The following is a 14,003-nucleotide window of genomic DNA, read 5'->3' on the forward strand; positions in this document are numbered from 1 at the left end:
GCATTTCAGAGAGGGGCAAAAGAAATGAAAAAGAGATGGGCTTCAGGATTAGCGATTAGTTTACTGCTTACAGGAGTACTTGCAGGATGCGGAAATTCCAACAATGACACCAACAACAAGAATGCCAATGCATCGGCTAATGCGAATGCTACGGCAAGTGCAGACGCTGGTTCGAACAGCACAGCAAGCGGAGATCCGGTAAAACTGCGCCTGTACACTTACGGCACGGAGCAGGCGTACAACTGGAAAGCAACACTTGATGCTTACCATGAGAAAAATCCGAATGTAACGGTAGAGCTTGTACAGCTGAGTGAAAAAGGCGATACACAGGAAGCAATGAAAAAGCTCGACCTCGGAGTTGCATCCGGTGAGCAAATTGACGTCTTGATGTTCAGTGATGCTGCCGGTTATGCGCAACGTGTAGCACTTGGCATGGCGGCTCCACTTGATGACTTCCTGGCTAAAGACGGCTACAAGGTGGAAGAGGACTATAAAGTAGATACACATCTGAACGGCAAGGTATATGCACTTCCAGGCAAATTCAACCCTTGGTATGTTCTTCTGAACAAGGATAATCTGGACGAAGCGGGACTTGCTGTTCCGACGGACTGGACTTGGGATGAGTATGCGGACTACGCGAAAAAGCTGACAAAAGGCGAAGGTGCTACCAAACGCTATGGCACTTACTTCCATGGGCCGCAAAACGGCGGCTGGATGGAATACTTGAAGCTGATGATGGAGAACCAGCCAACAGGTTCGGAGTTCCTGAAAGCAGACGGCACATCTAATCTGGATGATCCTAACTTCAAGAAAACACTGGAGCTTCGTGTGAAAATGGAAAAAGAGGACAAATCCTCCGTTCCTTACTCGGATATGATCTCGCAAAAGCTGGCTTACCGTAACCAATTCTTTAACCAATCGGCAAGCATGCTGACTATTGGTTCCTGGATGAACACGGAAATAGGCGGTACCGATACACTTCCGCTGACCTTCCATGTGGCAGTTGCTCCATTCCCGAAAAACGCGGCGGGTGACCAATCCGGCATCACACCTGTAACAACAGACTATGTGGCCGTATCGGAAAGCTCCAAGAATAAAGAAGAAGCTTATAAATTCGTTCGCTGGTACACAACCGAAGGTCAAGTTGTTCAAGGCAAAAACATTCCAGCATGGAATGGCGTAAGCAACGATCAAGTGGCTGGCATTATCGATACAATTCTGAGCGGTACTAAAAATCCTGAGCTTGTCGACAAACAAAGCTTGGTAAATACGCTTGTTAATTCGAAAGCAACAGAAATTATCGCGCCAGCATCGTATCAAGCAGAAGTGTACAAAGCAATCAACGAAGAGTATGAAAAACTGATTCTTGGTAACCAAGATATCGACACAACCGTTGCGAACTCCAAGAAACGCGTTGACGAAATTATTGCAGCCAACAAAAAATAATTAATCAGGTATAATAAGTTTCAAAGGGGACGAGATTCGCGTCCCCCTTTTCTATCTAAGGGGGACACCATGGATGTATCGCATCAGATCCTACTTTCATTCCGTACGAGGTAAGCTTTCGTTAGTCGCTGTGATTTGTATTCTCATACCAGCCGTATTAACGATGCTCATCTATAACTCCCTAACGAGAGAGGCTGTTGAACAGCAAGCGAAAGAAAATGCAACCGATTCCATGCAGCTGGTCAATGGATCCGTAAAAAACTTGTTCCAAGGGATGCTGAATACGGCCAATTACTTTCAAGCCAATACGGATATGAAATCAAGCTTTATTAAAATGATAAATACGGATCAAATTGATCCCTACGATAAATTTATGGCCACGAACCGGATTATGCAGCAGCTTGAGACACTGACTTATATCGGGGAAAAGAGCTATATCACGATTATATTGACCAACGGTGAAACGTTTACGAACTATTCCAAGGATGAAATGGATCCGCTGCGCTTTCAGAAGGAGCCTTGGTTCGAGAATTTGAAGCAGCTAACTGGACTGCAATCCTACTGGGTGAGCACAGCACCAACGATGTTTCCGTATGACAAGATCAGCAGTCCTTATCAAATTTCGGTAGCAAGGACGTTGAGGTTCGACAGTACCCGGATTTACGGGTATGTCATTGTGACGATGATGGAAAACAAGATCAGCCGTATTTTGGGCAGCTTGACGGGCAGCCAGGAAGTGCTTCTGGTGGACGGTGATGGACGGATTTTGTCTTCACCACGTCAGGAGCAGATCAACCAGACGTTCCAATACAGGAAGCAGATGCTGGAGAGTGACCCGCAAGCAGCATCGTCCATTATTAAAGATGAGAATAAGAAGATTTTGCTGACAACTGCTGATCTTTCGTTTATTGACTGGCATCTTGTGGCGACGGAACCGTACCAGGATGCAATCGTGAATATCAGCTCGATTTTTAACCGGGTATTTTTATTCCAGGTTATTTCTTTTATTATTTTTCTCATGCTGCTGCTCCTGTTGATGAGACAACTGACGAAACCGCTAATCCGGCTCGGTAAGGTTGCTTCAAGTGTACAGCGGGGTAATCTAGAGGTCCGCTCGAGCGTTCGTGGAGCCGATGAGATCGGTAGATTAGGCTTCCTGTTCGACCAAATGCTTGACCGTATCAAAGAAATGCTTGCCGAGGTTTCGCTGACACAAGCGCGTAAACGTAAGGCAGAGCTTGCGATGCTGCAGGCGCAGATCAATCCGCATTTTCTGTTTAATGTACTCAATTCCATCCGCATGAAGGTCATGCGCGGTGGTGACCAGGACAGTGCGAAGATGATTGCTTCCTTATCTAAGTTGCTGCGAATGACGATCAGCCGGGATGAGGACGCGATTATGCTGCATGAAGAGATTGAGCTGCTGACGCATTATGTAGAGTTAATGAATCTCAGGCAGAAGGAAGAAGCGCGGCTCGTTGTAGATGTTGAAGTGACATCCTTTGATATTAAGGTTCCGAGGTTTATTTTGCAGCCGTTGGTTGAGAATGCACTTATCCATGGCCTTAATCAAAGTGCAGGAATGATTCGCATTACGGCAGTCCGAAATGAGCATTTCCTGGAGCTTGCCGTAGAAGATGATGGGAATGGAATAGATCCTGATGCACTGCTCAGTCTGAGGGAACGCCTTACGACTGCAGCCATAGAGCCTGGCCAAGAGACAGGGCGTACGAAAACGCCTGGCATGTCCGGAATTGGCGTGGCGAATGTAGCAGAACGAATGCGGATTATGTTCGGCGATGCCTTTCAAATAACCGTGGATAGTGGGAAAGGAACCCGCATTATTATGCATATCCCTATTCGAGAGGAGGGGCGTCCTCATGTATAAAGTGATGCTCGTAGATGATGATTATCCGGTCATCGAGCTGTTGTCGGAAGTGGTAGATTGGGAGAAGCTTGGCCTCGTCTTGTGCGGAAAGCATGAGAACGGTCTTGCAGCATGGGAGCATATGCAGGAGGAAATGCCGGATATATTGGTGACAGATATCGGGATGCCGAAGATGGATGGTATCGCACTGGTAACCAAAGTCAAGCAGTTAAACCCTAAGGTTCGAATCGTCATCTTATCCTGTCATAGTGAATTCCAATATGCCCAGCAGGCGATGCGGCTTGATGTACAGGATTATTTGCTGAAGGATCAGCTTGATCCGGAGGATTTAGTAGGGCTGCTGCAGAAGTTCAAGGATGGCTTTGATGGCGAGAGCCAAAGGCTGAAAGAACAAAACCAAATGCAGCGAATGGTCAGTGAGACGCAGGAACTAAGGAAAGAAAAGCTATTCCGGGAGTTCGTACAGCAGCCATTAATCTCTCCGGAGCAATGGCAGCGTGACTTTAGCTCTTATGGCTTATTCCACAGTGGAGAGCTATGTCTTCCAGTAGCTGGCTTTATTGAAAGCTACAATGTCATTAAGAACCGGTTTGATTCGGATCAAACCTTGCATTTTGCCATTAGTAATGTCATGGAGGAACTGCTTACGAATCTTCCACTTCGAGTTGTGCATATCGGCTACAGCAGCAGGCAATCGTTATTGCTGTTTGCGTTTAAGCCGGGGCTGAAGCAAAATGTGTACGATCAAGTGCAGACTAGTCTTCAAACGATCCAAAGAACGCTTGGTCAAGTGCTTAAGGTGAAAATGGCTTTTCTGATCGGAACGAGCTGTGACAGTCCGCAGCTGCTCAAGATGGCGTTATGCAATCTGCTGAAGGCGGATGAACAGCGGTTCTATTTATCCCAAGCGGAAATAACCAAATGGCAGAAGGACTTGGAGCATACAACGGGTCTTCTCGCCAAGTACGATCAGGCTGGGGCTGAAATCCGTGAAGCACTTATGGCGAAAGATGGAGAGAAAATCAACTCCTTGGCGGGAAAATGGGAAGCGCATATTCGCGGAGAACGGTATTCTTCTGAAGAAGTCAGGGACTGGGTGTTGAAGCTGCTCATAGATATGCGGTTGAAGCTCCATGCTATGCTGTTTTCTTCGCCAGCTATAACAGCCGAGAAGCTGCATAAGGAGATCGTGAATTTTGACTCGTTATGGGGCTTGTTCCAATGGTTTAACACACAGTTGTTGTCTTATATTGCGGCTAGAGAAGATGCATTGCCCGTAAGCAAACGGCGTGAGGTATCAGAAGCATGCAAATATGTGTCGATGAATCTAGGCAAAAGGATTACACTGGAGGAAGTAGCTGCTCATTTGCATATGAATCCCAGCTATTTCAGCCGTTTCTTCAAGAAGGAGACGGGCCTGACCTTTATTGAATATGTAACAGATCAGAAGATTGAACGGGCCAAAGAGCTGCTCGACCAGACGAATTATTATGTGAGCGAGATTTGTGAAATGCTTGGCTACGATAACCAGAGCTATTTTATTAAGACCTTCAAAGCGCAGACAGGCTTAACACCAACCGAATATCGCGGTTAGTAGGAGGGAATATGCGAATCATCTATGAATGGAAGCAGGAAACATTAGCACAATGGCTCGCTGATCAGCCTGAAGCGGAGGATAATATTTATTCTCTCACCGGGAACAGGATCAATTGGAAGGGAATGAATGATTCCTCTCTTTATGCAGGAATGATTAAGGAGATTAGAGAGGAAGGAGAACGCCTGCTTGAGCGTTCGATTCCTGTTCTGACAGAAGAGATTTACAATTTGTTTGAGACAAATGGCAACCGGCTTATTTATGAAGGACTTTATTTCGAACGGCGCCGTCGTCTTACCTCATTTGCCTTTCTACATTGTCTTTTTCCTGATGAGGACCGGTATCGTCAGGCTTTAATAGAGATCATAGAGGCGATTCTCGTAGAGAAGACCTGGTGTTTGCCTGCACATATGAGAGGGCAGCAGATTAATCGCCATATTGATTTGTTTGCTTCGGAGACTGGCTTTGCACTTGCTGAAATGATAACGATTACTGGGCAGTCCTTGCCTACGGCACTTCGTGAAGCAATGGTGGAGCAAGTGGAGCGGAGATTGTTTACTCCTTATCTGGATGATCAATTCCCACCTTATCATTGGGAGAGTGCAGACCATAACTGGGCGGCCGTTTGTGCAGGCTCAATCGGATCGGCAGCTTTGCTGCTGGAACGTGATCCTGTTCGGAAATCCGCAATTATTCATCGGGCAATCGGAACAATGAACCATTATTTATCCGGCTTTGGTGATGATGGTGCTTGTGCGGAAGGTCCGGGCTATTGGAATTACGGCTTTGGTTATTTTGTTTACTTTGCTGATCTGCTGAAGCGAGCGACGGATGGGAACGCAGATTTATTCGTCTCAGAGCTGGTACAAACGATCGCTAGGTTCCAGCAAAAGGCTTATCTGGTGCAAAATCGCCCGGCCAACTTTTCAGATTCTTCCTCTCATGTAAGCGTAAACATTGGATTGTCCGATTATCTAGCCACTCAGATCGAGGGAGTCGAGTTTGCGCCCTTGTCGATTAGAGCAGGCTTTACGGATGACCACTGCAGTCGTTTTGCACATGCGTTGCGTAATCTGATATGGTTCAGTCCCGATGCTCCAAGGGATGCAGATTGGGCAGGTGGAAGCTGGTATTTGGCTGATGCCCAGTGGTTCATTTCGCGAAACAGCGGGAAGACGGGCAGCTTTGGCTTTGCAGCCAAAGGGGGCCACAATAATGAGCCACATAATCATATCGACGTAGGTCATTTTATTTTGCTTGCGGATGATGACCCGGCGTTTGCCGTTGATCTTGGCAGCGGTGAATATACAGCACAATACTTCGGCGAAGGCCGCTATGAATTTGATTGTACAGGAGCACAGGGGCATTCTTTGCCGATTATCAAAGGACGTTATCAGGAAGTTGGCGCGAAGAGTGCAGCTGAAGTGATACAGCTCGAGCAAGGGGATACCGAAGATCGGTTTACACTTGAGCTTGCCGCATGTTACCCGGACAGCGGACTTGATTCCTATAATAGACAGTTTGTGTGGAATAAAACCGACCTTCCGGAGCTCGAAATAATTGATTCATTCCGGTTTGAGCAACAAGGTGGAGCCATTACAGAAGTAATCGTTAGCAAATGCGCACCAGTTGTACTTATAGATGGACAAATTCAACTAAAGGGTAATCGACATACGGTTCTTTTATCCTTTGAACCTCTCCATTTGGATGTCTCTATTGTTGAGCGCGTTTATTCGAATCATTCCGGTCAGGAAGAAAGCTATTATCGGATTTATCTCATTTCCAAAGATGAGGTCTCCCTTGAAAAGACGTTTAAGTTGACATTCAAATTTCAAGAATAGGTGGAATCAGAGGATGAATACAATTTCTGCGAATCGCATTGAAACGGCTCCATGGGTGAATGAAGCTTGGGAGCAAACCATTAATAAAGTAAAACGGACAAGCGCACGTATTGGAGCCGAGTTCCCTCATGCCAGTCAAGGCGGTACTTATATACTCGAAGCTCCACACTGGTGGACAGCTGGTTTTTGGCCGGGACTGCTTTGGCTCCTTCATGAAGGGGAAGGCAGTGCGGATACAACGTTCCGTCCTATTGCTGAAGAGTGTGAACTTAGACTAGATGAAGTGCTGGACGGCTATGACCGACTGGATCATGATATCGGCTTTATGTGGACGTTAACGAGCGTCATTAATTATAAGCTATACGGAAGTGAATTATCCCGGAGAAGAGCGCTGAAGGCCGCTAACTATTTGATGGGCCGCTTTAATTTGAAGGGCAATTTTATCCGTGCGTGGAACCCTTGGAGTGAAGGGGAAGACAATAGCGGTTGGGCAATTATTGATTGCGCAATGAATGTACCGCTGCTCTACTTTGCAACGCGTGAAACAGGAGATTTAAGATACAGCCATGTTGCCGAAGCACATATGGGGACGGTTCTTAATCACTTCATTCGTAAGGACGGATCGGTCCGCCATATTGTCCGGTTTGATCCGCAGTCCGGCGAAGTAGCCGAATATATTGGCGGTCAAGGTTATGGACCTGAGTCGGCGTGGTCCCGTGGAACGGCGTGGGCGGTGTACGGTCTTGCGCTTGCTGCCAAGCATACAGGTAGACAAGAATATATCGATGCGGCGAAGCATGTTTCTCATTTCTTCCTGTCGCAGCTGCCGGAAGACAGCGTGCCTGTATGGGATTTCCGTGCACCGGAGGAAACCAAAGTACTTCGTGATTCATCTGCAGGAGCTTGTGCAGCCTGCGGGTTGCTGCTGCTCTCCGAGCTCGTACCGGATTCAGAAGCTTCCAGCTACCGGAATGCAGGGGAACGTATTCTGAAATCCTTGTACCAGAACTATGGTGCGTTTGATCAGGACGAGGAAGAAGGACTTATTTTACATGGTACAAGCCATTATCCGGAACGTAAGAACATGGATGTCCCACTTATCTATGGCGATTACTTCTTTGTGGAAGGTCTTGCACGGCTCAGAGGAGGCGCGACGATTCCATGGGTGTAAAGCCAATTGCAGCAAACCCTCTGCTAGGTAAATGGGATCTGGAGCAGGCGTTCCGCGAGCTGACGGAGCCGCTTCTTCCCTTTTACTCAATTGGTGGAGCGCGTCTGGAGCTGGACGGTTCAGGTGCGGGCCAAACGGTCGACGTTGCAGGCATGGAAGGCTTTTCCCGTATTGTGTGGGGATTGGCCCCTCTAGCTGCAGGCGGCGGCACGATCGATGAAAAATTGCTGCAAGTTGTACTTAAAGGGATAACAAACGGAACGAATCCGGAGCATGAAGAATATTGGGGAGCGGTGTCCGATTATGACCAGCGTCTAGTTGAGATGGCATCCCTCGGATTGGCGTTAGCGATCGCTCCGGACCGACTTTGGGAACCGCTCAGTCAAACAACAAAACAGCATTTCTATAACTGGTTAAATCAAATCAATGAACACAAGGTTCATGACTGCAATTGGCTGTTTTTCCACGTACTCGTTAACGTCGGCTTCTATAAGCTGGGATTGCCTTATGCCAAGGAACAGCTGACGGCTAATCTTGATCGTCTCGAACGGTTCTATCTGGAAGAAGGCTGGTACGAAGACGGTACTTCGGGCCACTGTGATTATTATGTACCACTTGCGTTCCATTATTGCGGATTAATTTATTCCGCCCTTATGAAGGAAGAAGATCCGGAGCGGGCCGAGCGTTTCGAGGAACGGGCCATATTATTCGCTCAGCAATTTGTGCATTGGTTCTCGGAGGATGGCCGTGCGATTCCATATGGCAGAAGCTTAGCTTATCGGTTTGCGCAGGGTGCTTTATGGGGGGCTTTTGCTTTCGCAGACGTCCAGCCTTTTGAACCAGGTGTGATTAAAGGACTGTATATGCGTCATCTGCGCTGGTGGTTCCAGCAGCCGATTTTTGCTTCAAACGGAGTACTGACAGTTGGCTACGGCTATCCGAATCTCATTATGGCTGAAAACTATAATGCTCCGGGTTCGGTCTATTGGGGGCTGAAAGCCTTCTTGCCGCTGGCATTGTCAGATAACCATTGGTTCTGGCAAGTTGAGGAGCTGCCGCTTCCTGAGCTTGCTGCTGTATCGGTTCAGCAGGCTCCTCATTTGGTTATTTGCCGGGATAGAGATCATATTGCCGCCTTTAATACGGGTCATTTGACAACAAATGATCATACACATACTTCGGCGAAATATGAGAAGTTTGTTTACTCCGCTTCCTTTGGCTTCAGCGTACCGCGGGCGGAATGGGGGTTATCGCAAGGAGCATTTGACTCCATGCTCGCCTTAAGTGAAGGCGATAATCTTTATCGCGTCCGCAGACGGAATGAACAAACGTCGATMGACGGTGATCTGCTTACTTCTGTATGGAGGCCTTGGCGGGATGTCACAATCACAACCTATTTAATTGCAGGTTTACCGTGGCATTTACGAATCCATCGGATCGAGACAGCTAGGGAACTGGATGCGGCAGAAGGCGGCTTTGCCTTACCGCTGGATATTTCGCTTGTCGTATCGCAGCAAAGTGTAAGTGTATCGGGCATGACCGGATTTGGCTGTAGTGGGATAACTGGCATTCTCGGATTTGAACGTGCAGAGCTGATTCATTCCCAATCCAATACAAACCTGATGTTTCCAAGGACCGCGATCCCAACGTTGTGTACCAAGCTCCAGCCAGGCTTCCATTTATTAATTTCTGCTGTTTATGGAAAGCAGGGTAAGGATGAGGCTGTACAGTCGGATGATTGGACGAAGCTGTTCCAAGTAACTATTGAAAGTGATCAAGTAAGTGCAGTAAGCCCTATGGGGAAAGTCATAACGATTAGCCGATAACACGAACCGCCTTCGCCCAAGCTGCATATCCTAATGGCAGAAGCCTACTGGGGGAATGCCAATGAAAAGCATTGCAGCGCCAATTGGACGCGGGCCGTCTATTACGACCATTATACTTGTGCTTTATGTGCTTCTTGTCGTTCTGCTGTTTTTTTGTTTTGTGTAATGAGTAATGGCCGTGCAATAAACTGCACGGCCATTTTTTGTGCATACGGAGCATTCCAATGATTCTGGAGAAGCCGAGCAATGGCGATTAGAAGAACATTGGAATGCGGAGTCTTAAAAGCCTAAATACTGAGGCTCTTCACTTTCAAGCTCTTTAACCCGGCCCGCTACCTGATCAACAATGGATTGCGTTTGCTGTGCAGCTTGCTCGAACATTTGCTTGGCCGATTTATTTTCAGTCGACAGAGCAAATTGCTCCAGGCTAGCCTGCGCGCTCTTCAAAGAGGCGACGCATGTTTTTACATCGGATGCTACGGTCATGTGAAACACCTCCTTATAAATGGGCAACAGAACTAATATGGCAGGCTTTGACACTTCACATTCATGGAAAAAACATCCAATAACCAGAACCATTTTCCTTCTGTGGAAAATGGTTATTCGTGTTGCCGTCAGCTTTTTGACAAATAATTTAACTGTAGAAATAAGCGGACAGGGGGACTCGAGTTGTGCAGGATTGGTTAGAGATAACTCTTCGCACTTTGCTCTCGATATTTGTCTTATTCTTAATGACGAAGCTCGTGGGGAAGCGGCAAATATCCCAGCTTTCATTCTTTGAGTACATTACCGGTATTTCAATCGGCAACCTTGCTGCATACGTGTCGCTTGATCTTGAGGCTACCTGGTATTTGGGGCTGATTTCTCTTGGCGTATGGGTTGCTGTCTCCATTGGGATCGAGTTCTTGCAATTAAAGAGCAAGAAAGCTCGCGACTTGATCGATAGCAAAGCAACCGTTCTGATTAAAGGCGGTAAAGTACTGGAAGATAACTTGAAGAAAGAACGATTAACGACCGACGAGCTGCTCGAGCAGCTTCGCAAAAAGGATATTTTTCGTGTTGCGGATGTTGAATTTGCCATTATGGAGCCTAGTGGTGATGTCAGCGTGTTGCTTACAAGGGAAAATCAGCCGCTTACACCTGCTCATCTAGGCATCAAGGTAGCACCGGAGCACGAACCTCAGGCGGTCATCATGGATGGCAAGATCTTGGATGAACCGCTGTCCACAGTTGGTCTAAACCGCAGATGGCTGACGACCGAGCTCGAAAAAATCGGTGTGACCCTAGACAATGTATTTATCGGTCAGGTTGACGCGTACCGTCAACTATACGTCGATCTGTACGATGACCATATTAAAGTACCTCAGCCTCAGCTTAAAGCGGAGCTGTATGCTTTACTGAAGAAGATCGAAGCGGATTTGGAGCTGTTTGGTTTATCGACGAAAAACAAAGATGCGAAGCATATGTATGAGCGATGTGCACAAGAGATGCAAACCGTCATTATCAAGATGAAGCCGTTATTGCATCACTAAATAAGGAGGCAAGCTGATGTCGAGCAATGATAAGAAATTCACACCGGTGCAGCAGGAGTACCAAACACTTGCCAAAAAGCATGAGCCCAAACGCCCCGTTTTCATAAACTGTTTGAAAGCTTTTTTAGTTGGGGGTCTGATCTGCATTATAGGCCAGGCTATCCAGGAAATGTTCGTGCATTGGGCTGGTTTTGATGAGAAGAAGGCCAGCAATCCGACAGTAGCTGTTCTGATTTTTCTATCCGTCGTTCTTACGAGCTTAGGGGTTTACGATAAAATCGCACAATGGGCGGGAGCAGGTTCGGCTGTTCCGGTAACCGGCTTTGCGAATACGATGTCTTCTGCGGCTATTGAGCATCGAAGTGAGGGACTGGTGCTTGGAGTAGGCGGGAAAATGTTCAAAATTGCTGGTCCAGTTATTGTATTTGGCGTTGTAGCTGCATTTGTTGTTGGTATTGTTCATCTAATCCTGAATCCGCATGAGCTTGGAGGAGGGTCTTAATGCTGAAAGGCCATCAAAGCTGGATTTTTGAAAATAATCCCGTTATCGCAGGGACTGCTGCTATCGTTGGCCCATTCGAAGGACAAGGTCCACTCGCACATGATTTCGATATCGTGCATGGAGACCTTAGGCTTGGTCAGGACAGCTGGGAGAAAGCCGAACGGACATTATTAGAGGAAGCGGCGAATCTGGCGATCGAGAAGGCCGGCATAACGAAGGAATCGATTAACTTTCTAATCGGCGGCGATTTAATGAACCAGATTATCAGCTCCACCTTTGCAGCAAGGACGCTCCAAATTCCTTATATTGGTGTGTTTGGAGCCTGCTCGACATCGATGGAAAGTCTCGCGCTTGCCGCTAACCTAGTGAATTCACGCTCCGCCAAATATGTCATGTCTAGTGCCTGCAGCCATAACGCAACTGCGGAAAAGCAGTTCCGTTACCCAACGGAATACGGTTCGCAAAAACCGCCGACCGCCCAATATTCAGTGACCGGAGCAGGAGTGAGCGTATTGACCCAGCATGGCGAAGGCCCTTACGTCACTTCCGCCACAATGGGCCGAGTGGTCGACATGGGCATTACGGATCCATTTAATATGGGAGCCGCTATGGCTCCTGCAGCTGTAGATACCATTCAGGCACATTTCCGGGATTTGCGAATTGAACCAGGTTATTATGACCTTATAGTAACGGGGGATTTATCCAAGGTTGGCTATGCGATCGCTAATGAATTATTTGACAAACATAAGTTTCCGATTCACCAGACGGTATATAAGGATTGCGGCATGATGATGTACGACTATGAGAAGCAGACCGTACAAGCAGGTGCGAGCGGCTGCGGCTGTTCGGCAACTGTAACTTACGGCCATCTAATGCGCCGAATGCGCGAGAAGGAGTTAAACCGTATTCTTGTGGTCGCAACGGGAGCGTTATTGTCTCCTATCTCCTATCAGCAAGGGGAGACCATTCCGTGTATCGCACATGCGGTTTCCATCGAGAATGAGGTGAGGCAGCTATGATTTTTTTATGGGCTTTTTTAGTTGGTGGAGGGATATGTGTATTCGGGCAAATCTGTTTTGATGTGTTTAAACTGACGCCTGCTCATACTATGACACTGCTTGTAGTGCTTGGTGCAATTGGAGACGGTGTAGGGATATACGATCCATTAATCAAATTTGCAGGGGCAGGTGCTTCCGTTCCGATTACAAGCTTTGGTAATGCACTGGTCCATGGCGCCTTGGAGGAAATACAGAAGACGGGCTGGATCGGCGTTATTACAGGGATATTCAAAGTCACCAGTGCCGGTATTTCGTCTGCGATTATTTTCTCCTTCCTTGCTTCGTTGTTTGTTAAGCCAAAGGGGTAATGTTTTTTCATAAATTGTTTCTTATAAAAGCGACCGTGCGGGTTATAATCAGCTCGGTCGCTTTTGTTTTTTCACAATAAACGGAGCATTTCGAATGATTCTGGAGAAGCATTAGCTTATGCTTACGATCCAGCTTTCTTTCAGAAAGCTTTTAAGCGTTCGCTTTTGCTCGGGGATTCCAACCTATTTCTCTTGTTCAAAGGAATCCCCGAGCAATGGCGATCGGAAGAACATTCGAAATGCTCCGTTTGCTCCCACTTGGTTCTTTTCTCCGCTGATACATATCCTTTCTTCCATTGACAAATAATGTACCTAATATTGTACATAAAGGAGTGTAATGTCATGGCAGTAAAAAGCGCCGGCGGCGGAAAATACCGTAAAATGTCAATGTCGCCAAAGGAATATCAAGCCTTTGCCAAAACACGCGAGCCTTCGCGTTCCATATTCGGCAATTGTATTCGTGCATTTATTGTAGGTGGTGCCATCTGTGTGCTGGGGCAGGCCATTCAGCAGCTCTTTATTCATTTGGCTGGTATGAAGCCTGAGGATGCCAGCAATCCAACAGTTGCCGTGCTTATTATCATTTCCGTTATTTTAACGAGCATGGGCGTCTATGATAAAATCGCCCAGTTTGCGGGGGCCGGCTCAGCCGTTCCGGTTACTGGCTTCGCCAATTCAATGTGTTCTGCTGCACTGGAGCACCGGAGTGAAGGTCTTGTGCTTGGTGTAGGGGGCAATATGTTCAAGCTGGCTGGCTCAGTTGTGGTATTTGGTACTGTCGCTGCCTTCTTCGTTGGTATCGCTCATCTTATATTTGGTACGGGCGGTGCACATTAG

General features: G+C 47.2%; 12 protein-coding genes. 11 read left to right on the plus strand and 1 reads right to left on the minus strand.

Features of this window, described 5'->3' with window-relative positions; translation table 11 throughout:
* Positions 1-24: 24 nt before the first annotated feature.
* From AB4Y93_RS19925 to AB4Y93_RS19950, 6 genes are all read left to right on the plus strand, one after another.
* Positions 25-1,446: an ABC transporter substrate-binding protein gene (locus AB4Y93_RS19925; RefSeq protein ID WP_441894597.1), complete on the plus strand. Its 1,422-nt coding sequence runs from the start codon at positions 25-27 to the stop codon at positions 1,444-1,446.
* A 73-nt stretch (positions 1,447-1,519) separates the two neighbouring features.
* Positions 1,520-3,334: a sensor histidine kinase gene (locus AB4Y93_RS19930; protein ID WP_441894598.1), complete on the plus strand. Its 1,815-nt coding sequence runs from the start codon at positions 1,520-1,522 to the stop codon at positions 3,332-3,334.
* Positions 3,327-4,928, plus strand: coding sequence for a response regulator transcription factor (locus tag AB4Y93_RS19935; RefSeq protein WP_441894599.1), 1,602 nt, complete (start codon positions 3,327-3,329; stop codon positions 4,926-4,928). Before AB4Y93_RS19930 ends, AB4Y93_RS19935 begins: the two co-directional genes overlap by 8 nt.
* A gap of 11 nt (positions 4,929-4,939) precedes the next feature.
* Positions 4,940-6,769 carry a hypothetical protein gene (locus AB4Y93_RS19940; RefSeq protein WP_441894600.1) on the plus strand — a complete coding sequence of 610 codons (1,830 nt, stop codon included), beginning with the start codon at positions 4,940-4,942 and terminating at the stop codon, positions 6,767-6,769.
* Between the two features lie 13 nt (positions 6,770-6,782).
* Positions 6,783-7,940, plus strand: coding sequence for a glycoside hydrolase family 88 protein (locus tag AB4Y93_RS19945; protein WP_441894601.1), 1,158 nt, complete (start codon positions 6,783-6,785; stop codon positions 7,938-7,940).
* A complete protein-coding gene (locus AB4Y93_RS19950; protein WP_441894602.1) occupies positions 7,931-9,766 on the plus strand; it encodes a DUF2264 domain-containing protein in 1,836 nt (611 codons plus the stop codon). Before AB4Y93_RS19945 ends, AB4Y93_RS19950 begins: the two co-directional genes overlap by 10 nt.
* A gap of 279 nt (positions 9,767-10,045) precedes the next feature.
* Here the strand turns inward: AB4Y93_RS19950 and AB4Y93_RS19955 are convergent, their stop codons facing one another.
* Entirely contained in the window at positions 10,046-10,252 is a 207-nt protein-coding gene (locus AB4Y93_RS19955; RefSeq protein WP_167277359.1) for a DUF1657 domain-containing protein, read from the minus strand.
* A gap of 185 nt (positions 10,253-10,437) precedes the next feature.
* On the opposite strand from AB4Y93_RS19955, the gene AB4Y93_RS19960 reads away from it, so the two are divergent.
* From AB4Y93_RS19960 to spoVAC (AB4Y93_RS19980), 5 genes are all read left to right on the plus strand, one after another.
* Positions 10,438-11,298, plus strand: coding sequence for a DUF421 domain-containing protein (locus AB4Y93_RS19960; RefSeq protein ID WP_441894603.1), 861 nt, complete (start codon positions 10,438-10,440; stop codon positions 11,296-11,298).
* 13 nt (positions 11,299-11,311) lie between these two features.
* Positions 11,312-11,800, plus strand: coding sequence for a stage V sporulation protein AC (gene spoVAC, locus AB4Y93_RS19965; RefSeq protein WP_441894646.1), 489 nt, complete (start codon positions 11,312-11,314; stop codon positions 11,798-11,800).
* Complete coding sequence (spoVAD, locus tag AB4Y93_RS19970) at positions 11,800-12,819, plus strand: stage V sporulation protein AD (RefSeq protein WP_441894604.1); 1,020 nt, start codon at positions 11,800-11,802, stop codon at positions 12,817-12,819. Before spoVAC (AB4Y93_RS19965) ends, spoVAD begins: the two co-directional genes overlap by 1 nt.
* The gene (spoVAE, locus tag AB4Y93_RS19975; protein ID WP_167277367.1) at positions 12,816-13,166 is read left to right on the plus strand and encodes a stage V sporulation protein AE; all 351 of its coding nucleotides are present in this window, start codon (positions 12,816-12,818) and stop codon (positions 13,164-13,166) included. The genes spoVAD and spoVAE overlap by 4 nt, the downstream gene beginning before the upstream one ends.
* Positions 13,167-13,508: 342 nt before the next feature.
* Positions 13,509-14,003, plus strand: a complete 495-nt coding sequence (gene spoVAC, locus AB4Y93_RS19980) for a stage V sporulation protein AC (protein WP_167277369.1) — start codon at positions 13,509-13,511, stop codon at positions 14,001-14,003.

This window comes from Paenibacillus sp. YAF4_2 (assembly GCF_052113225.1).
Classification (GTDB): Bacteria; Bacillota; Bacilli; order Paenibacillales; family Paenibacillaceae; genus Pristimantibacillus.

Bases quoted from the DNA above. Each gene is read 5' to 3' on its own strand.
- AB4Y93_RS19955 (WP_167277359.1), bottom strand. From the start codon at position 10,252: ATGACCGTAGCATCCGATGTAAAAACATGCGTCGCCTCTTTGAAGAGC.
- AB4Y93_RS19925 (WP_441894597.1), top strand. From the start codon at position 25: ATGAAAAAGAGATGGGCTTCAGGATTAGCGATTAGTTTACTGCTTACA.
- AB4Y93_RS19945 (WP_441894601.1), top strand. From the start codon at position 6,783: ATGAATACAATTTCTGCGAATCGCATTGAAACGGCTCCATGGGTGAAT.
- AB4Y93_RS19930 (WP_441894598.1), top strand. From the start codon at position 1,520: ATGTATCGCATCAGATCCTACTTTCATTCCGTACGAGGTAAGCTTTCG.
- spoVAE (WP_167277367.1), top strand. From the start codon at position 12,816: ATGATTTTTTTATGGGCTTTTTTAGTTGGTGGAGGGATATGTGTATTC.
- spoVAC (WP_167277369.1), top strand. From the start codon at position 13,509: ATGGCAGTAAAAAGCGCCGGCGGCGGAAAATACCGTAAAATGTCAATG.
- AB4Y93_RS19940 (WP_441894600.1), top strand. From the start codon at position 4,940: ATGCGAATCATCTATGAATGGAAGCAGGAAACATTAGCACAATGGCTC.
- AB4Y93_RS19935 (WP_441894599.1), top strand. From the start codon at position 3,327: ATGTATAAAGTGATGCTCGTAGATGATGATTATCCGGTCATCGAGCTG.
- spoVAD (WP_441894604.1), top strand. From the start codon at position 11,800: ATGCTGAAAGGCCATCAAAGCTGGATTTTTGAAAATAATCCCGTTATC.